This window comes from Pseudomonas tremae, from assembly GCF_001401155.1.
In the GTDB taxonomy this organism is placed as follows: Bacteria; Pseudomonadota; Gammaproteobacteria; order Pseudomonadales; family Pseudomonadaceae; genus Aquipseudomonas; species Aquipseudomonas tremae.
The window spans coordinates 58602-76621 of the sequence record NZ_LJRO01000313.1; the positions used below are offsets into that span (position 1 = coordinate 58602).

Here is an 18020-nt window from a genome sequence, read left to right on the forward strand (position 1 = left end):
GGTGGCCATGTCATCAAGGAGCGGGGCGCAATGTCTTTTGCCGTGATTCAGATGGTCAGCCAGAGCGACGTCGAAGCCAACCTGGCCAAGGCACGTGGCTTGCTGGAGCAGGCCGCCGAGGGCGGTGCCCGGCTTGCTGTGCTGCCTGAAAACTTCGCTGCCATCGGGCGTCGCGACGTAGCAGATATCGGTCGCGCAGAAGCTGATGGGCAAGGGCCGATCCTGCCATGGTTGAAACTTGCCGCTCGCGACCTCAAGTTATGGATTGTTGCCGGAACATTGCCGCTGCCGCCTGATGGTCAACCTGATGGCAAGGTGACGGCGTGCTCATTGCTGATCGATGAGCACGGCGAGCAAGTAGCCCGTTATGACAAACTGCACCTGTTCGACGTAGACGTTGCCGACCATCGAGGCCGTTACCGTGAATCGGACGACTACGCGCATGGCAACAATGTGGTGGTAGCCGACACACCTGTCGGTCGTCTGGGGATGACGGTCTGTTACGACCTGCGTTTTCCCGAGCTGTATACCGCGCTGCGTGAAGCGGGCGCTGAACTGATTACTGCGCCGTCGGCATTTACGGCGGTTACGGGGGCTGCGCATTGGGACATCTTGATCCGGGCGCGGGCCATCGAAACCCAGTGCTACGTGCTGGCGGCGGCACAAGGCGGGGTCCATCCGGGGCCTCGCGAGACTTACGGGCACGCGGCCATCGTTGATCCATGGGGCCGCGTACTGGCTCAGCAAGCGCAGGGTGAAGCCGTGCTGCTGGCCACACGCGACAGTGAAGAACAAGCGTCCATACGGGCGCGGATGCCGGTGTCCAGTCACCGGCGCTTTTTTTCGCAGGACGCCATGCGGCCTGCTTCGGAGTAAATATGAGTGATCTGTCCTCAGTCAGCGAACACCTTCTGGCACCTGGCGGCCTGACCCTCGACAGCCTGCAATCGGTGCTCGGCGAGCTTGCCGGTCCTGGTATCGACGCGGCTGATCTGTATTTTCAGGGCATGATTTCCGAGTCTTGGTCACTCGAAGACGGCATCGTCAAGGAAGGCAGTTTCAATCTGGATCAAGGTGTGGGCGTGCGTGCCCAGTCGGGCGAGAAGACCGGTTTTGCGTACAGCAACGCTATCACCCATGACGCTCTGCTCACGGCTGCCCGCACTGCGCGCTCGATCTCCCGCGCTGGTCAGAATGGCCGGGTACAGGCGTTCACGTCGCAGGACGTCGCCCAGTTGTACGCCCCGGATAACCCGCTGGAAGTGCTGAGCCGAGCCGAGAAGGTCGAGTTGCTCAAGCGTATCGACGTCGCGACGCGCGCGCTGGACTCGCGTATCCAGCAGGTGTCGGTGAGCATGGCCGGGGTCTGGGAACGCATTCTGGTCGCGGCCGCTGATGGCAGCCTGGCTGCCGATGTGCGTCCGCTGGTGCGCTTCAACGTCAGCGTTATCGTCGAGCAGAACGGCCGTCGCGAGCGTGGCGGGCATGGCGGAGGCGGGCGTACCGACTACCGTTATTTCCTCGCTGACGATCGTGCGATGGGTTATGCGCGCGAAGCGTTACGTCAGGCGCTGGTCAATCTCGAAGCTATCCCGGCGCCGGCAGGCACCTTGCCTGTAGTGCTCGGTTCCGGCTGGTCCGGTGTTTTGCTGCATGAGGCGGTGGGTCACGGTCTGGAAGGCGATTTCAACCGCAAAGGCAGTTCGGCCTATAGCGGACGCATGGGCGAGATGGTCGCGTCGAAACTCTGCACCATCGTTGACGACGGTACATTGGTCGGGCGTCGAGGTTCGCTGAGCGTCGATGACGAAGGCACGCCAACCGAATGCACCACGCTGATCGAGAACGGTGTGCTCAAGGGCTACATGCAGGACAAGCTCAATGCCCGGTTGATGGGCGTGGCGAGCACCGGCAACGGTCGTCGCGAGTCTTATGCGCATCTGCCAATGCCGCGCATGACCAACACCTACATGCTGGGCGGGCAGAGCGATCCGCAGGAAATCATCGCGTCGGTGAAGCGAGGCATCTATTGCGCCAGCCTCGGCGGCGGTCAGGTTGATATCACCAGCGGCAAGTTCGTGTTTTCGACCAGTGAGGCTTACCTGATCGAAGACGGCAAGATCACTGCGCCGGTCAAAGGTGCGACCCTGATCGGTAATGGGCCAGAAGCGATGAGCCGGGTTTCGATGGTCGGCAACGATCTGTCGCTGGACAGCGGCGTTGGTACATGCGGTAAGGATGGTCAGTCATTGCCGGTTGGTGTGGGGCAGCCTACGCTGAAAATTGACGCGATCACGGTTGGCGGTACGGGTAACTGATTGTGAGTCGGGGCCGGTTGTTGCCAGCCCCGAGGTCGACATCAACGCAGTCCGCGTTGAAGTTCGTCCAGCTCACGGATGTATTTGAAGATTTTGCGGCTGGTGGCCGGCGGTTTGTTGCGTGCAACTTCGTGTTGCGCCTGACGGATCAGCGAACGCAGTTGCTGACGGTCGGCGTCGGGGTATTCGACAACGAATTTCTCGAGGTCGGCGTCATCACCTGCGATCAGGCGATCTCGCCAGCGCTCCAGATTATGAAAACGTTCGTTGTACTGGCGAGTGGATGCGTCGAGTTGATCCAGAAGCACCAGAATGGCTTCCTGGTCCTGATCGCGCATCAGCTTGCCAATGAACAGAATATGCCGTTTTCGGGCGATATTGGCCGTGTGTTTGGGCGCTTCAGCCAGAGCCTTGCGCAAGGCGTCGGTCAGAGGCAGCTTGGCCAGTACATCGGCTTTGAGTGTTGTCAGTCGCTCGCCGAGATCAACCAGAGCATGCAGCTCTCGTTTGACCTGGGTTTTGCTTTTCTCCCCGTCGAGGGAGTCGTCGTAAGAATCAACCATGGGGGCAGTCCGCAAATAAACGCCGCCATGATAACCAGTCGAGGGCCGCTTGTCCGGCCCGGTCGGTATTCGGCCTGTGCTGAAAGAAGAATTTGATGGAGAAAGTCATGAGTGCAACCCAAAGCGTCGGCCCACAGGCCTTGCCCGAGCTGCAGGAACAGGTCGAGCAGATCATCGCTGAAGCCAGGCGTCAGGGCGCCAGTGCCTGCGAAGTCGCTGTGTCGGTGGATCAGGGGCTGTCGACATCGGTCCGTCAGCGTGAAGTCGAGACAGTCGAATTCAATCGCGATCAGGGCTTCGGTATCACCTTGTACGTAGGGCAGCGCAAAGGCTCTGCCAGTACGTCGGCAACAGGCGCCGATGCCATCCGCGAAACGGTCGCTGCCGCACTGGCGATCGCCGAGCATACGTCCGAGGACGAAAGCTCCGGTCTGGCCGATGCGGCGTTGATGGCCAAGGAAGTCATGGATTTCGATTTGTATCATGCCTGGGACATCACCCCCGAACAGGCCATCGAACAGGCGCTGACCTGTGAAGCGGCTGCGTTCGACGCCGACAGCCGCATCAAGAATGCGGACGGCACCACGCTCAACACGCATCAGGGCTGTCGTGTATACGGCAACAGCAATGGCTTTGTCGGCGGCTATGCGTCGACCCGGCACAGCCTCAGTTGCGTGATGATCGCCGAGGGCGACGGCCAGATGCAGCGCGACTACTGGTATGACGTCAATCGCAAGGGCCAGTTATTGGCCGACGCGCAGAGCATCGGTCGCAAGGCTGCATTGCGTGCGGCGAGCCGTCTGGGCGCGCGTCCTGTGCCAACCTGCGAAGTGCCAGTGCTGTTCGCTGCCGAGCTGGCGGGTGGCCTGTTCGGCAGTTTTCTCGGCGCGATTTCCGGCGGCAACCTGTACCGTAAATCATCGTTCCTCGAAGGTTCGCTGGGCCAACGGCTTTTCCCTGAGTGGATGACCATCGACGAGCGTCCGCACCTGATGCACGCCATGGGCAGCTCTGCGTTCGACAGCGACGGTCTGGCGACCTATGCCAAGCCGTTTGTCGAGAACGGCGACCTGGTTTCCTACATATTGAGCACCTATTCCGGCCGCAAGCTGGGCATGCCGAGTACCGCCAATGCGGGGGGCGTCCACAACCTGTTCGTCACTCACGGCACAGAAGATCAGGACGCGCTGATCCGACGCATGGGGCGTGGCCTGCTGGTCACCGAGCTGATGGGCAGTGGCCTGAACATGGTGACTGGTGACTATTCTCGCGGGGCTGCAGGTTTCTGGGTCGAAAACGGCGAGATCCAGTTCCCGGTTCAGGAAGTGACCATTGCTGGCAATATGCGTGACATGTTCAAGCAGATCGTCGCCGTCGGCAGCGACCTTGAATTACGCAGCAACATCCGTACAGGCTCGGTACTGATCGAACGGATGATGGTGGCGGGAAGCTGAACCCCCGTCACCACTTGAGCGACTCCTCATGCCAATGCGCTGCATTGGCATGCAGTTTTTGAACGATCCCCGCCGCACTCCCTTCGCATCACCCTTCCATGATCAGAACTCATGAGTGACTGATCGCTCTTGTGTTACCCCTTTCAAGAATCAATCTCATCGGCAGGCTTGTGTTGAGTCAGAATCTCATTTAATAATGAGTATCATTTGAAGGTGTATTTTGGCTGCCTGTGTCATTTGATCCGCTCAGCCAGCGCCTCTGGAGGTATGTCATGCAGCATTGGGAACGCACCATTGAACAGGCCAATCGCTGTTTCAGTCTTGGTGAGTGGGTCGAGGCGCGTGAGTTGTACCTTCAGGCGCTGGCCCTGGCGCAAGTGCTGTTCGAACGCTGGAAGGATGTCGACGAAGCCGTTGCCGCCTGCGTGATCTCCCATCACAACCTAGCGGACCTGCACCTCAGTCTCGGTCAGCCGGAGGAGAGCGCGGAGTACCTCTGTGCGATCCATCAGCATTTATTGCAGACCATGCAGAACCCGCGCCTGCCACCGTCCCTGCGCCAGGCTGCACTGCGCCACAGCAGCAAAACCTATGCAGAGCTGCTGAGCTTCATCAGTGAACATGGCGAATATCCGCGTACCCATCGACTGCTGAACTGCAACGGCGAGCGCCTCAGGTCGTCGCTACAGCACGATTCCACGGCCTCCTCAGGCCTTTTCCACGGAGCACATTGATATGTCCTACACCTTGCCAGCACTGCCTTACGCCTACGATGCACTTGAGCCGCATATCGATGCGCAGACCATGGAAATTCACTACACCAAGCATCACCAGACCTACATCACCAACCTCAACGCAGCGGTCGAAGGAACCGAGTTTGCCGACTGGTCCGTCGAAAAGCTGGTGGCCAGCGTCAGCCAACTGCCTGAGAACCTGCGCCCTGCGGTTATCAATCAGGGCGGCGGCCATGCCAACCATTCGCTGTTCTGGGAAGTGATGGTGCCCGGCGGCGGTGGCTTGCCCCAAGGCGCTATCGCGGCTGCAATCGATGAGCAGCTGGGCGGCTTCGAGCGTTTCAAGGAAGCTTTCACCAAAGCGGCATTGACGCGTTTTGGCAGCGGCTGGGCCTGGCTGAGTGTCACCCCGGACAAAAAGCTGGTCGTTGAAAGCAGCGGCAACCAGGACAGCCCGTTGATGAACGGCAATACGCCGATTCTAGGCCTGGACGTATGGGAGCATGCCTACTACCTGCGGTATCAGAACCGTCGGCCCGAATACATCAACGCGTTTTACAACGTGATCAACTGGAACGAAGTTGCCCGACGCTATGAAGCCGCACTGGCCTGACTGTCAAATCAGGCGAGTCTGCACGTGCGCTCTGAAGTGCTTACTATCAGCCGTGTGAGGCGGTTGCGTCTTGTTGTCGGGGCGCTTCTGTTTATGGCGGGAATGGCGCTGTTGGCAGGGCAGGGCCTGAGCTGGTTGCAGGTGCAGTGTTGCGGGTGATGCATCGAGCATCCGCGTGACGTACCTGGTACGAGGGCTTATTCGCCCTCGTCGAACTTGTTATCAATCAGCTCTACCAGCCCGTCCAGCGCTTCCTGTTCGAACTCGCCTTCGGTGTGCAGATGGATCTCGGTGCCTTTGCCAGCTGCGAGCATCATCACCGCCATGATGCTTTTCCCGTCGACCATGCTTTCCGGCGCGCGGCCGACTCTTATCTTGCAGGGAAACTTGCCTGCGACACCTACGAATTTGGCGGCGGCACGGGCGTGCAGACCCAGTTTGTTGATAATTGTGATTTGACGGGCGGGCATCGCAGAGAAAATCCTTTCAGCTAAGGTCGCGGTGGCGAACCTGAACATTCTTGAGTGATTGTTGCAAGACCTGACCAAGCCTTTCTGTCAGGTAGACGGAGCGGTGATGCCCGCCGGTGCAGCCGATGGCAATAGTAACGTATGAACGATTACTGGCAGCGAACCGCGGCAACCATTTATTGAGGTAGGAGAAGATATCCTGAAACATTTCTTCTACATCGGGCTGCACTGACAAGTAGTCGATGACCGGCTGCTCAAGGCCTGAATGGTCGCGTAGCTCGGGCTTCCAGTAGGGGTTGGGCAGGCAGCGCACGTCGAAAACCAGATCTGCGTCAACAGGCATGCCACGCTTGAACCCGAAAGACTCGATCAGGAAGGCGGTGCCTGGCTCAGGCTTGTTCAGCAAGCGCAGTTTGAGCGCATCGCGCAGCTGGTAGAGGTTCAGGTGAGTGGTGTTGATCTTCAGGTCGGCCAGGTCGATGATCGGGCCGAGCAGGGTGGTCTCGTCGCGTATCGCTTCGGCCAGTGAACGATCTGCCGTACTCAGCGGATGGCGACGACGGGTTTCCGAAAAGCGCTTGAGCAGCGTTGCTTCGTCCGCATCGAGGTACAGCACGTCACACTGGATATTGCGCGCGCGCACTTCATCGAGCATTTGCGGAAAGCGGGTCAGGTGGCTTGGCAGGTTGCGTGCATCAATTGAAACCGCCAGCAACGGCTCGGCCAGCTCGGTATTGATCAGCGCGCGCTCTGCCAGCTCTGGCAGCAGGCCGGCCGGAAGGTTGTCGACGCAGTAGAAGCCACTGTCTTCAAGAACATCCAGCGCGGTACTTTTGCCCGAGCCCGAGCGGCCACTGACGATGATCATGCGCATGGTCAGGTCTTTCCGTTCTGTACGTCCAGCACCACTTGATAAAGCGCTTCGTTACTGGTGGCACTGCGCAAGCGCTTACGCACATCTTTATCGTCGAGCATGCTGGCGATCTGGCGCAGCAACTCCAGGTGCTCATCGGTAGCGGCTTGTGGCACCAGCAATACAAACAGCAGGTCTACCGGCGCACCATCGATGGCGTCAAAATCAATCGGGTTGGCGAGGTGAATCACGGCACTTACAGGCTGCTCGCAGGCGGCAAGGCGGCAATGAGGGATGGCTATGCCATTGCCGAAACCGGTCGATCCCAACTTTTCGCGAGCCACGAGACTGGTAAATACGGTGTCCGTATCTATCGTCGGGACTTCGCGACCGATCAGGTTGGCGATTTCCTGGAGTACAGACTTTTTACTGCCGCCCGGCGCGTTCACAAGTGAACGGCCGGCGGTCAGGATATTTTCAATTCGGATCATTTAAATGGGCGTTAGCGAGCGGCCGCACCTTTGAGGATGCTTTGCTGCTTTTCCTTATGCTTGAGCAATTGTCTGTCGAGCTTGTCAGTGAGCAGGTCGATAGCTGCATACATATCGTCATGTTGAGCATTGGCAACGACCTCTCCACCGTGGATATGCAGCGTGGCTTCGATCTTTTGCTTTAGCTTCTCGACCGCCATCGTGACCTGCACGTTCGTAATCTTGTCAAAATGCCCCTCGAGCTTCCTGAGCTTGAGCTCAATGTATTCGCGAAGGGGTTTGGTCACTTCCAGTTGGTGTCCACTGATGTTGACTTGCATACAGTTTCTCCTTTGCCAGTGCATAAAGCGACAGGCGTGATGCCTGTCACCGGGACGCTGTGGCTCGGCCTGCATCACATCAATCGCTTACGCTCACTGGAAGGCGCTATCCCGAGTGACTCGCGGTATTTGGCGACTGTGCGACGGGCTACTTGAATGCCTTGTGCCTCCAGTAAACCAGCGATCTTGCTATCACTCAACGGCTTTTTCTGATTTTCCGCAGCTACCAGTTTTTTGATGATCGCGCGGATCGCCGTAGACGAGCATTCGCCGCCTTCGGAGGTGCTCACATGGCTCGAGAAGAAGTATTTCAGCTCGTAAATACCGCGTGGGGTGTGCATGAACTTTTGCGTCGTCACCCGCGAGATGGTCGACTCGTGCATGCCCACTGCCTCGGCAATGTCATGCAGGACCAGCGGTTTCATGGCCTCGTCGCCGTACTCGAGAAAGCCTCGCTGATGCTCGACGATCTGGGTGGCCACTTTCATCAGGGTTTCGTTGCGGCTTTGCAGGCTCTTGATGAACCAGCGGGCTTCCTGCAACTGGTTGCGCATGAAGGTGTTGTCGGCGCTGGTATCGGCGCGACGCACGAAGCCGGCGTATTGCGGGTTGACGCGCAGGCGCGGTACGGATTCCTGATTGAGTTCGACCAGCCAGCGCTCGTTGTCTTTTCGCACGATTACATCGGGAATGACGTATTCGGCTTCCGTAGACTCGATTTGCGAACCAGGGCGTGGATTGAGGCTCTGGATCAATTCGATGACCTGACGCAGTTCATCTTCCTTGAGCTTCATGCGGCGCATCAACTGCCCGTAGTCGCGGCTCCCGAGCAGGTCGATGTAGTCGGTAACCAGACGTTGCGCTTCGGTCAGCCACGGGGTTTTGGCCGGAAGCTGGCGCAGCTGCAGCAGCAGGCATTCGCTCAGGTTGCGCGCCCCTATGCCTGCCGGCTCGAACTGCTGGATGCGATGCAGAACGGCTTCTATTTCGTCGAGTTCGATATCCAGCTCAGGATCGAAGGACTCGAGGATTTCTTCGAGTGTCTCGTCCAGATAACCCTGGTTGTTAATGCAGTCGATCAGCGTAACGGCTACCAGGCGGTCCTTGTCGGACATCGGCGCAACGTTCAGTTGCCATAGCAGGTGGCTTTGCAGGCTTTCGCCTACCGAGGTCCGGGTGGTGAAGTCCCACTCGTCATCGTCATTGCTTGGCAAGCTGCTGGCACTGGTCTGGTAAACGTCTTCCCATGCCGTATCGACCGGCAATTCGTTCGGGATGCGCTCGCTCCACTCGCCGTCCTCCAGGTTGTCCACGGTAGGCGCGGATTCCTGATAGGTGGGTTCTTGAACGTCTGGGTTGGGCTTTTGTTCGATGTTGTCGGCAAGCGGGTCGGAGTTGTCGAAGTCGTCGCCTTCTTCCTGCCGCTCAAGCATAGGGTTTGACTCCAGCGCCTCTTGAATCTCCTGCTGGAGGTCCAGAGTGGAAAGCTGAAGTAAGCGGATTGCCTGTTGCAGCTGCGGTGTCATCGTCAGCTGCTGGCCCATTCTCAAGACTAGCGATGGTTTCATGGCAGGGGCTAAACACCTTATTCGCCGGCGCACACGCGCCATCTACTACAGGCGCCGGAGCGCCATCATTAAGCAAATTATATGCCTGAAACCTGTACCTTTGCCTAGAGCGTTATGACAAATAAAATAATGTCAATACGCTGCCCGGGCTTCCACTGCCGCGATGTGCGGCGGCAGTCGATCAGAGGCGGAATTCGTGACCGAGGTAGACTTCCTTCACCAGCTGATTCGCGAGAATGGTCTCTGAATCACCTTCTGCAATCAGCTGTCCGTCATTGACGATGTAGGCAGTTTCGCAGATGTCCAGGGTTTCCCGAACGTTGTGGTCAGTGATCAGTACGCCGATACCCTTGGCCTTGAGGTGGTGAATGATCTGCTTGATGTCGCCCACCGAGATCGGGTCGACGCCTGCAAACGGTTCATCCAGCAGGATGAATTTCGGAGCAGTGGCCAGAGCGCGGGCGATTTCGACGCGGCGACGCTCGCCACCCGAAAGGCTCATGCCCAGATTGTCGCGGATGTGGGTAATGTGGAACTCTTGCAAGAGGCTTTCCAGCTCCTTGCGGCGGGCTCCGGCATCGAGTTCCTTGCGGGTCTCGAGGATCGCCATGATGTTGTCGGACACGGACAGCTTGCGGAAGATCGATGCTTCCTGGGGTAAGTAGCCGATACCTGCGCGGGCGCGACCGTGCATGGGTTGATGGCTGACATCCAGATCATCAATCAGTACTCGACCCTGATCAGCCCGCACCAGGCCGACGATCATATAGAAGCAGGTGGTCTTGCCGGCGCCGTTGGGGCCTAGCAGACCGACGATCTGGCCGCTGTCGATGGAGATGCTCACATCGCGCACGACCTGTCGGCCCTTATAGCTTTTAGCCAGATGCTGGGCTTTGAGCGTCGCCATTACTGGGCCTTCTGAGGTTGATCGGTTTTCTTTTTGGGCTGGATGACCATGTCGATACGCGGACGTGGTGTGGTCAGCTTGGTGCCACCATTGGCGCGGCCAGCAGTGACAACCTGCCTGACCGTGTCATAGACGATCTTCTCGCCTTCGGAGGTATTGCCGTCATTGATAACCTTGGCCTTGTCGATCAGGACAATGCGGTCCTGCCCGGCGTAATACTGAATAGTGACGGCATACGCCTGCACGATCGGCTTGTCCGGCGCAGGCTTCTGCTCGTAATAGGCCAGGTTGCCGACCGAGGTGAAAACGTCGACTTCCCCTTGGGCATTACGTGTGATCGTTACCGTGTTGCCGGTCACTTTCATCGAGCCCTGGGTGATGATGACATTGCCCTTGTAGGTCGCAACGCCTTTCTTGTCATCGAGCTGGGCATCGTCCGACTGGATGTGGATCGGCTGATCGCGGTCAGTTGGCAGGGACCAGGCGCTCGCGCTTCCCAGTGCTGCGCCCAGGCCGAGCAATAAAGGAAGAGTTTTAACGAGACTCATACTGTCCTCTTACGTTGGAGAGCAGGTCCATCCTGCTGTCTTTCAAATACGCTTTCATTCCCTTGGCCGTAGTGACACCGCCCGCGCCGTCGATTCTAACGTCTTGGTCGGTCTCCGCATATTGCTTCTGAGGGAATACGGTCATGCGACTACTGGTGATAATGGTCGTACGTTGTTTCTCATCGGTGCGCTCCACACGAACGGCGTCCATCAGTTCGACCTGATCGCCGGCCGATGAAACTTCGCCTCTTTTGCTCTGCACGTGCCAAGGGAACTCGCCACCACGGTACATATGCAGATTCGGCATTGTCAGCAGGCTCACGTCCGTGGCCTTTACATGCTCTACCTTGTCGGAGGTCATGTCGTACTGAAGTGTGCCGTCGGGCAAGTACTGCACGCTGCGTGTATTGATTGCATAGTAGTCGATGGCGGTGTCGTCAGCCGACCCTGCAGGTTGATCCATGAAGCTTTCCGGGCTGACGTTCCAATAGCCGACAGCTGCCAGCAGTACTGCCAGTACCCCGAAAAGCAGGAACTTCCGAATTTTTTTAGTGAACATAATGGCTTCTATAAATAGGCGGAGTGAGCCGCTTCAAGGTTGCCTTGCGCACTCAGAATCAGTTCGCAGAATTCGCGTGCAGCGCCTTCGCCGCCTCGCGCTTTGGTTATCCCGTGTGCATGCTCGCGTACAAAACCTGCCGCGTTGGCGACGGCCATGCCCAGACCGACGCGTCGAATGACTGGCAAGTCTGGCAGATCATCGCCCAGATAGGCGACTTGTTCGTAATCAAGTTTCAACTCGGCCAGCAATTGATCCAGTACCACCAGCTTGTCTTCACGCCCTTGAAACAGGTGCGCGATGCCCAGGCTCTTCGCCCGGCGCTCGACGATCGACGTTTTACGGCCGCTGATAATGGCAGTAGTAACGCCCGAGGCTATCAGCATTTTTATGCCCTGGCCGTCCAGTGTGCTGAAAGTCTTTATTTCGCTGCCATCTTCCAGGAAGTAAAGACGACCGTCAGTCAGTACGCCGTCGACGTCGAAAACGGCCAGCTTGATAGCCTTGCCGCGTTGCATGAGATCCTGTGTCATCGTTTCGGTATCCATTACATGACGCCTGCGCGCAAGAGATCCTGCAGGTTGAATGCGCCCACAGGCCGGTCGTTCCGGTCTACGACAACCAGAGCGCCGATCTTGTGGTCTTCCATGATTTTAAGTGCTTCGGCGGCAAGCATCTCTGCGTGCACGGTCTTGCCGTGAACCGTCATGACGTCATCGATGGTGGTCTGGCGGATATCGACAGGGCGGTCCAGCGTTCTGCGCAGGTCGCCGTCCGTGAATATGCCAGCGAGGGTGCCGTCGGCTTCCAGAATGGCAGTCATGCCCAGGCCCTTGCGGGTCATTTCCAGCAGCGCGTCCCTGAGCAGGGTGCCGCGCTGGACGCTGGGCAGCGCGTCACCGGAGTGCATGACGTTCTCGACCTTGAGCAGCAGGCGTCGGCCAAGTGCGCCACCCGGATGAGAGAACGCGAAGTCTTCGGCAGTAAAGCCTCGTGCGTCGAGCAGCGCCACAGCCAGGGCGTCGCCCATGACCAGTGCGGCGGTGGTAGAAGAAGTCGGCGCAAGGTTCAGCGGGCAGGCCTCATGCGCCACGTGGGCATTCAGGTTGATGTCTGCGGCCTTGGCCAGAATCGAGTCGGGGTCGCCGGTCAGGCTGATCATCTTGATGCCCAACCGTTTGATAAGAGGCAGCAGGGTTACGATCTCGTTGGTGCTGCCGGAGTTGGACAGCGCCAGAATGATGTCATCGCGGGTGATCATGCCCATGTCGCCGTGACTGGCTTCGGCCGGATGCACGAAAAAAGACGTGGTGCCGGTGCTTGCCAGTGTGGCTGCGATCTTGTTGCCAACGTGTCCGGACTTGCCCATGCCGACCACCACAACCCGCCCTTTGCTGGCCAGGATCATTTCGCACGCTCGCACGAAATCCCCGTCCAGGCGCTCAAGCAAGCCTTGCATGGCTTCTATCTCGAGACGAATGGTGCGTTGCGCCGAGTGGATCAGATCACTGGATTGGTTCATGTCTGGAAAGGGTCAGCCTGCTGAAAGGCGGCGATTATAGCGGTAATGAACGATTCCCTCACGTCTGATCGTCGTTGTGTTGTTTTTAAACGAATTTCCTACGCGACTGCGGGTCTGTATTCAAGCCTGTGGCCATAACATTGTGGTACAGAATATTTTAGCGAATACCTGAACCGGTCGGTTCTCTTCTTGGGGGCGGTTGGCTGCGGTGATATAGTTCGCGGCTTGTTCGGACTGCCTGGGCAGCTTGTCTGCCGCCACTGTTCAGTGGCCGAGGGCGGATGCTGTATCGCAAGGAGTTTAGATGAGTTCTGATGACGCCTATGCGGTCGAGTTGAAAGGTGTGTCTTTCAAACGCGGTACGCGCACCATTTTTAATGACGTCGATATTCGTATTCCACGCGGCAAGGTCACGGGAATAATGGGGCCGTCTGGCTGTGGCAAGACTACCTTGCTGCGCCTGATGGGCGCTCAGTTGCGCCCGAGCGCCGGCCAGGTTTGGGTGAACGGCCAGAACCTGCCCGATCTTTCGCGCAGTGACCTGTTCGACGCGCGCAAGCAGATGGGCGTGCTGTTCCAGAGCGGCGCGCTGTTTACCGATCTCGACGTTTTTGAAAACGTCGCCTTTCCATTGCGTGTGCACACCGAACTGCCGGAAGAGATGATCCGCGACATCGTTCTGCTCAAGCTTCAGGCCGTAGGCCTGCGCGGCGCGGTAGAGCTGATGCCCGATGAGCTGTCGGGTGGCATGAAGCGTCGTGTGGCGCTGGCTCGTGCGATTGCCCTTGACCCGCAGATCCTGATGTACGACGAGCCTTTCGTCGGGCAGGACCCGATTGCAATGGGGGTGCTGGTGCGCCTGATCCGCCTGCTCAATGATGCTTTGGGGATCACCAGTATCGTGGTGTCTCACGACCTCAGCGAGACGGCGAGCATCGCCGACTATCTCTATGTTGTGGGCGATGGACAAGTGCTGGGGCAGGGTACGCCACAGGAACTGATGTCCTCGGACAATCCGCGTATTCGTCAATTCATGACCGGCGAGCCCGATGGCCCTGTGCCGTTCCATTATCCGGCGCCGGATTTTCGCGAAGATCTTTTGGGGAAGCGCTGATGCGCAATAAGTCACTGATGGACCGGGTTCGTCTGCTTGGACGTTCGGCCATCGATATCGTTGCTGTTCTGGGCCGCTCCGGCCTTTTTCTGGTGCATGCCCTGCTGGGGCGTGGTGGTGCTGGCAGCAGTTTTCAGCTGTTGATCAAGCAGCTGTATTCCGTCGGTGTGATGTCTCTGGTCATCATCGTGGTCTCCGGCGTATTCATCGGGATGGTGCTGGCGCTGCAGGGCTTCAGCATTCTTGCCAAATACGGTTCCGAGCAGGCCGTCGGTCAGATGGTAGCCCTGACGTTGCTGCGTGAACTGGGACCGGTGGTCACAGCCTTGCTCTTTGCCGGTCGCGCAGGGTCTGCACTGACCGCCGAGATCGGCAACATGAAGTCCACCGAGCAATTGTCGAGCCTTGAGATGATCGGCGTCGATCCGCTCAAATACATCGTTGCGCCGCGCTTGTGGGCCGGTTTTATCTCGTTGCCGATTCTGGCGATGATTTTCAGCGTGGTGGGTATCTGGGGCGCTTCCTGGGTAGCGATAGATTGGCTGGGAGTCTATGACGGTTCTTTCTGGTCGAACATGCAGAACAGCGTTTCTTTCACGAACGATGTGCTCAATGGGGTGATCAAAAGCGTCGTATTTGCCTTCGTGGTGACATGGATTGCCGTTTTCCAAGGGTATGACTGCGACCCTACTTCCGAGGGGATCAGCCGCGCGACAACCAGGACGGTTGTATATGCCTCCTTGGCCGTGCTGGGACTGGACTTTATTTTGACCGCCTTGATGTTTGGAGATTTCTGATGCAAAACCGTGCCATCGAAACCGGTGTCGGCCTTTTCCTGCTGGCCGGGATACTGGCTCTGCTGCTGCTGGCCCTGCGAGTCAGTGGTCTGAGCACAAGCGCGAGCACCGACACCTATAAACTTTATGCTTACTTCGACAATCTGGCCGGTTTGACTGTCAGAGCCAAGGTCAGCATGGCTGGCGTGACTGTCGGCAAGGTGACCGCGATCGATCTGGATCGCGACACCTTTACAGGTCGCGTCACTCTGGAAATACAGAAAAAGGTCGACAACCTGCCTTCGGACTCGACCGCGTCGATTCTGACCGCCGGGCTGCTGGGTGAAAAGTACATAGGCATCAGTGTTGGCGGCGATGACAAGCTTCTCAAGGATGGCGGGACCATCCATGACACGCAATCGTCTCTGGTACTTGAAGACCTGATCGGAAAATTCCTGCTCAATACAGTAAGTAAAGACGCCAAGTGAGGAGCTTCAAATGATCTCTATTCTGCGCCGTGGTCTGCTGGTGTTGCTGGCCGCTTTGCCTATGCTGGCCAACGCTGCGGCGACCCCCTCGGCCCATGATCTGGTGGAACGCACCACCAAGGAACTGCTGAGTGATCTCGCGACCAATCGTGAAGAGTACAAGTCCAACCCGAGCGCGTTCTACGATGCGCTGAACCGCATTGTGGGCCCGGTGGTGGATGCGGATGGCATTTCCAAAAGCATCATGACCGTCAAGTACTCGCGCAAGGCATCGCCTGAGCAAGTAAAGCGCTTCGAAGAGAACTTCAAGCGCAGCCTGATGCAGTTCTACGGAAACGCACTGCTTGAATTCAACAATCAGGGCATCACCGTTGCGCCAGCCAAGGATGAAGGCGACGACCGTACCAGCGTGGACATGCAGGTGAAGGGCTCCAACGGTGCCGTTTACCCGGTTTCCTACACGCTGGTGAAGCTGAACGGCGAGTGGAAAGTCCGTAACGTTGTGATCAACGGTATCAACATCGGCAAGCTGTTCCGTGATCAGTTCGCCGACGCCATGCAGCGTAATGGCAATAATCTGGACACCACGATCAACAACTGGGCGGGCGAGGTTGCCAAGACCAAGTCCACCGTTGACGCATCGCAGAAGCCGGCACAATGAGCGAGGCCGCTGTTCGTCTGGCCGGCCCGGGCGAGTTGAAGCTGATCGGGGTGCTGGATTATCGTACCGGACCGCAATTGCGCAAGCAGGGTGCGGCACTGATCAAATCCGGTGACCTGCCCGAGCTGACGCTTGATTGTTCCGGTGTCGAGAAGTCCAGCAGTGTAGGATTGGCATTGCTGCTTGCTTTCATGCGCGATGCACGAGATGCAGGCAAGTCGATTACAGTCCGCTCGCTGCCTGAAGACATGCGCCAGATAGCCCGTGTTTCAGGTCTTACCGAGCTACTGGATACCCACTGACAGGCATCATCGAGAAAGCCCTTTATCCGGGACCCGTTCGTCGGGCTTCGCATAACATGGGCTTTTTTGTATGATGGCCGACCCGCGCGCGTACAGCGCCGATCGAGGTTAAGCATGCAGGCTGTAGAAGTTAAAAGCTTCCTTGAAGGAAAGCTGCCGGAAATCAAGGTGGAAGTCGAAGGCGAAGGCTGTAACTTCCAGCTGAATATCATCAGTGACGAGTTGGCCGGCCTGAGCCCGGTCAAGCGTCAGCAGCAGATTTACACCCATCTGAACCCCTGGATTGCCGATGGCAGCATCCACGCGGTGACCATGAAATTTTTCAGCCGCGCTGCGTGGGCCGAGCGTACCTGAGCCAATTGGTGTCGAGACTCTAATGGATAAATTGATTATTACCGGCGGCGTTCGTCTTGATGGCGAAATTCGCATTTCCGGGGCAAAGAACTCTGCCCTGCCGATCCTTGCCGCCACGTTGCTGGCTGATGGGCCAGTCACCGTTCAAAACTTGCCCCACCTGCACGACATCACCACTATGATCGAGCTGTTCGGTCGCATGGGTATCGAGCCGGTGATCGACGAGAAACTCAGCGTCGAGATCGATGCTCGTACCATCAAGACCCTGGTGGCTCCGTACGAACTGGTGAAAACCATGCGTGCGTCGATTCTGGTGCTTGGGCCTATGGTCGCCCGCTTTGGCGAGGCCGAAGTGGCCCTGCCAGGCGGCTGTGCCATTGGCTCGCGACCGGTCGACCTGCACATCCGTGGCCTCGAGGCCATGGGCGCGATCATTGATGTCGAAGGTGGTTACATCAAGGCCAAGGCCCCAGAGGGCGGTCTGCGCGGTGCGCACTTCTTCTTCGACACCGTGAGTGTGACCGGTACCGAAAACATCATGATGGCTGCCAGCCTCGCCAACGGCCGTAGCGTACTTCAGAACGCCGCTCGCGAGCCTGAGGTTGTCGATCTGGCGAACTTCCTGATCGCCATGGGTGCAAAAATTCACGGCGCAGGCACCGACACCATCACTATCGATGGCGTCAAGCGTCTGGGGTCAGCCACCTACAAGGTCATGCCTGACCGTATCGAGACCGGCACCTACCTGGTGGCCGCTGCCGTTACCGGTGGTCGCGTCAAGGTCAAGGACACCGATCCGACCATCCTCGAAGCAGTGCTGCTCAAGCTTCAGGAAGCCGGTGCCGAAGTCACGACCGGTGAAGACTGGATCGAGCTGAACATGCACGGCAAGCGTCCGAAGGCCGTCAACGTGCGCACTGCGCCTTATCCGGCGTTCCCTACCGACATGCAGGCGCAGTTCATCTCGCTCAATGCCATTGCCGAAGGCACAGGCGCGGTTATCGAGACCATTTTCGAAAACCGCTTCATGCACGTGTATGAAATGCACCGTATGGGCGCCCAGATCCAGGTCGAAGGCAACACTGCAATCGTGACCGGTACCGAAGTGCTCAAGGGCGCGCCAGTCATGGCGACCGACTTGCGTGCATCGGCCAGTCTGGTGATTTCTGCGCTGGTCGCTCAGGGCGACACGTTGATCGATCGCATTTACCACATAGACCGTGGTTACGAGTGCATCGAAGAGAAGCTGCAAATGCTGGGCGCCAAGATCCGCCGCGTTCCGGGCTAGCAACCTGCGGCCCTGATGCCAAAGGCATGGGGCCGCCTGTTCTGTCGCGGGTGTGATTTCTGATTCGTTTCACCTCGGACCTCGGGCCGAGGGTTGTCACACGCCGTTTGCGTCGTG

Annotated in this window: 23 protein-coding genes; 12 read left to right on the forward strand and 11 right to left on the reverse strand. The window is 58.0% G+C overall.

Going from position 1 to position 18020, the window contains the following annotated elements; genetic code table 11:
• Window positions 1-30 precede the first annotated feature (30 nt).
• Together ALO43_RS17955 and tldD are read left to right on the forward strand one after the other, a co-directional pair.
• The gene (locus tag ALO43_RS17955; protein ID WP_054997876.1) at window positions 31-876 is read left to right on the forward strand and encodes a carbon-nitrogen hydrolase family protein; all 846 of its coding nucleotides are present in this window, start codon (window positions 31-33) and stop codon (window positions 874-876) included.
• A 2-nt stretch (window positions 877-878) separates the two neighbouring features.
• Window positions 879-2318, forward strand: coding sequence for a metalloprotease TldD (gene tldD / locus ALO43_RS17960; protein WP_054997877.1), 1440 nt, complete (start codon window positions 879-881; stop codon window positions 2316-2318).
• 41 nt (window positions 2319-2359) lie between these two features.
• Here tldD and yjgA read toward each other — a convergent pair whose 3' ends face one another.
• On the reverse strand, window positions 2360-2881 hold the full coding sequence (gene yjgA / locus ALO43_RS17965; RefSeq protein WP_003364101.1) for a ribosome biogenesis factor YjgA: 522 nt from the start codon (window positions 2879-2881) through the stop codon (window positions 2360-2362).
• Window positions 2882-2988: 107 nt separating this feature from the next.
• Between yjgA and pmbA the strand changes: the two genes are divergently transcribed.
• From pmbA to ALO43_RS17980, 3 genes are all read left to right on the forward strand, one after another.
• Window positions 2989-4335, forward strand: coding sequence for a metalloprotease PmbA (gene pmbA / locus ALO43_RS17970; protein ID WP_005889033.1), 1347 nt, complete (start codon window positions 2989-2991; stop codon window positions 4333-4335).
• 272 nt (window positions 4336-4607) lie between these two features.
• Window positions 4608-5069: a tetratricopeptide repeat protein gene (locus ALO43_RS17975; RefSeq protein ID WP_054997878.1), complete on the forward strand. Its 462-nt coding sequence runs from the start codon at window positions 4608-4610 to the stop codon at window positions 5067-5069.
• 1 nt (window position 5070) lies between these two features.
• Window positions 5071-5682 (forward strand): superoxide dismutase, encoded by a 612-nt coding sequence (locus tag ALO43_RS17980; RefSeq protein WP_024668799.1) that lies wholly within the window; start codon window positions 5071-5073, stop codon window positions 5680-5682.
• A 197-nt stretch (window positions 5683-5879) separates the two neighbouring features.
• On the opposite strand, the gene ALO43_RS17985 is transcribed toward ALO43_RS17980, so the two are convergent.
• The 10 genes from ALO43_RS17985 to ALO43_RS18030 form a co-directional block, all read right to left on the reverse strand.
• Window positions 5880-6152 (reverse strand): HPr family phosphocarrier protein, encoded by a 273-nt coding sequence (locus ALO43_RS17985; RefSeq protein WP_005889036.1) that lies wholly within the window; start codon window positions 6150-6152, stop codon window positions 5880-5882.
• 16 nt (window positions 6153-6168) lie between these two features.
• On the reverse strand, window positions 6169-7026 hold the full coding sequence (rapZ, locus tag ALO43_RS17990; RefSeq protein ID WP_005889037.1) for an RNase adapter RapZ: 858 nt from the start codon (window positions 7024-7026) through the stop codon (window positions 6169-6171).
• A gap of 2 nt (window positions 7027-7028) precedes the next feature.
• Window positions 7029-7496: a PTS IIA-like nitrogen regulatory protein PtsN gene (gene ptsN, locus ALO43_RS17995; RefSeq protein ID WP_005889038.1), complete on the reverse strand. Its 468-nt coding sequence runs from the start codon at window positions 7494-7496 to the stop codon at window positions 7029-7031.
• A gap of 11 nt (window positions 7497-7507) precedes the next feature.
• Window positions 7508-7816 carry a ribosome hibernation-promoting factor, HPF/YfiA family gene (gene hpf, locus ALO43_RS18000; protein ID WP_005889040.1) on the reverse strand — a complete coding sequence of 103 codons (309 nt, stop codon included), beginning with the start codon at window positions 7814-7816 and terminating at the stop codon, window positions 7508-7510.
• A gap of 74 nt (window positions 7817-7890) precedes the next feature.
• A complete protein-coding gene (locus tag ALO43_RS18005) occupies window positions 7891-9384 on the reverse strand; it encodes an RNA polymerase factor sigma-54 (protein WP_005889042.1) in 1494 nt (497 codons plus the stop codon).
• Window positions 9385-9565: 181 nt separating this feature from the next.
• Window positions 9566-10291, reverse strand: a complete 726-nt coding sequence (gene lptB / locus ALO43_RS18010) for an LPS export ABC transporter ATP-binding protein (protein WP_005889045.1) — start codon at window positions 10289-10291, stop codon at window positions 9566-9568.
• Window positions 10291-10839, reverse strand: coding sequence for a lipopolysaccharide transport periplasmic protein LptA (gene lptA, locus ALO43_RS18015; protein ID WP_005889046.1), 549 nt, complete (start codon window positions 10837-10839; stop codon window positions 10291-10293). The genes lptB and lptA overlap by 1 nt, the downstream gene beginning before the upstream one ends.
• On the reverse strand, window positions 10826-11398 hold the full coding sequence (gene lptC, locus ALO43_RS18020; protein WP_005889048.1) for an LPS export ABC transporter periplasmic protein LptC: 573 nt from the start codon (window positions 11396-11398) through the stop codon (window positions 10826-10828). Before lptC ends, lptA begins: the two co-directional genes overlap by 14 nt.
• Window positions 11399-11406: 8 nt before the next feature.
• Window positions 11407-11946 (reverse strand): KdsC family phosphatase, encoded by a 540-nt coding sequence (locus ALO43_RS18025; RefSeq protein WP_024668800.1) that lies wholly within the window; start codon window positions 11944-11946, stop codon window positions 11407-11409.
• On the reverse strand, window positions 11946-12920 hold the full coding sequence (locus ALO43_RS18030; RefSeq protein ID WP_024668801.1) for a KpsF/GutQ family sugar-phosphate isomerase: 975 nt from the start codon (window positions 12918-12920) through the stop codon (window positions 11946-11948). Before ALO43_RS18030 ends, ALO43_RS18025 begins: the two co-directional genes overlap by 1 nt.
• 304 nt (window positions 12921-13224) lie before the next feature.
• On the opposite strand from ALO43_RS18030, the gene ALO43_RS18035 reads away from it, so the two are divergent.
• From ALO43_RS18035 to murA, 7 genes are all read left to right on the forward strand, one after another.
• Window positions 13225-14034 carry an ATP-binding cassette domain-containing protein gene (locus ALO43_RS18035; RefSeq protein WP_005889055.1) on the forward strand — a complete coding sequence of 270 codons (810 nt, stop codon included), beginning with the start codon at window positions 13225-13227 and terminating at the stop codon, window positions 14032-14034.
• On the forward strand, window positions 14034-14831 hold the full coding sequence (gene mlaE, locus ALO43_RS18040; protein WP_005889057.1) for a lipid asymmetry maintenance ABC transporter permease subunit MlaE: 798 nt from the start codon (window positions 14034-14036) through the stop codon (window positions 14829-14831). The genes ALO43_RS18035 and mlaE overlap by 1 nt, the downstream gene beginning before the upstream one ends.
• Window positions 14831-15298: an outer membrane lipid asymmetry maintenance protein MlaD gene (mlaD, locus tag ALO43_RS18045; protein ID WP_005889059.1), complete on the forward strand. Its 468-nt coding sequence runs from the start codon at window positions 14831-14833 to the stop codon at window positions 15296-15298. Before mlaE ends, mlaD begins: the two co-directional genes overlap by 1 nt.
• A 10-nt stretch (window positions 15299-15308) precedes the next feature.
• Window positions 15309-15959, forward strand: coding sequence for an MlaC/ttg2D family ABC transporter substrate-binding protein (locus ALO43_RS18050; RefSeq protein ID WP_005889061.1), 651 nt, complete (start codon window positions 15309-15311; stop codon window positions 15957-15959).
• Window positions 15956-16261 (forward strand): STAS domain-containing protein, encoded by a 306-nt coding sequence (locus ALO43_RS18055; RefSeq protein WP_005889063.1) that lies wholly within the window; start codon window positions 15956-15958, stop codon window positions 16259-16261. The genes ALO43_RS18050 and ALO43_RS18055 overlap by 4 nt, the downstream gene beginning before the upstream one ends.
• A 114-nt stretch (window positions 16262-16375) precedes the next feature.
• Window positions 16376-16615, forward strand: coding sequence for a BolA family protein (locus ALO43_RS18060; RefSeq protein ID WP_005889065.1), 240 nt, complete (start codon window positions 16376-16378; stop codon window positions 16613-16615).
• A gap of 22 nt (window positions 16616-16637) precedes the next feature.
• Window positions 16638-17903, forward strand: coding sequence for a UDP-N-acetylglucosamine 1-carboxyvinyltransferase (gene murA / locus ALO43_RS18065; protein ID WP_005889067.1), 1266 nt, complete (start codon window positions 16638-16640; stop codon window positions 17901-17903).
• Window positions 17904-18020 lie beyond the last annotated feature (117 nt).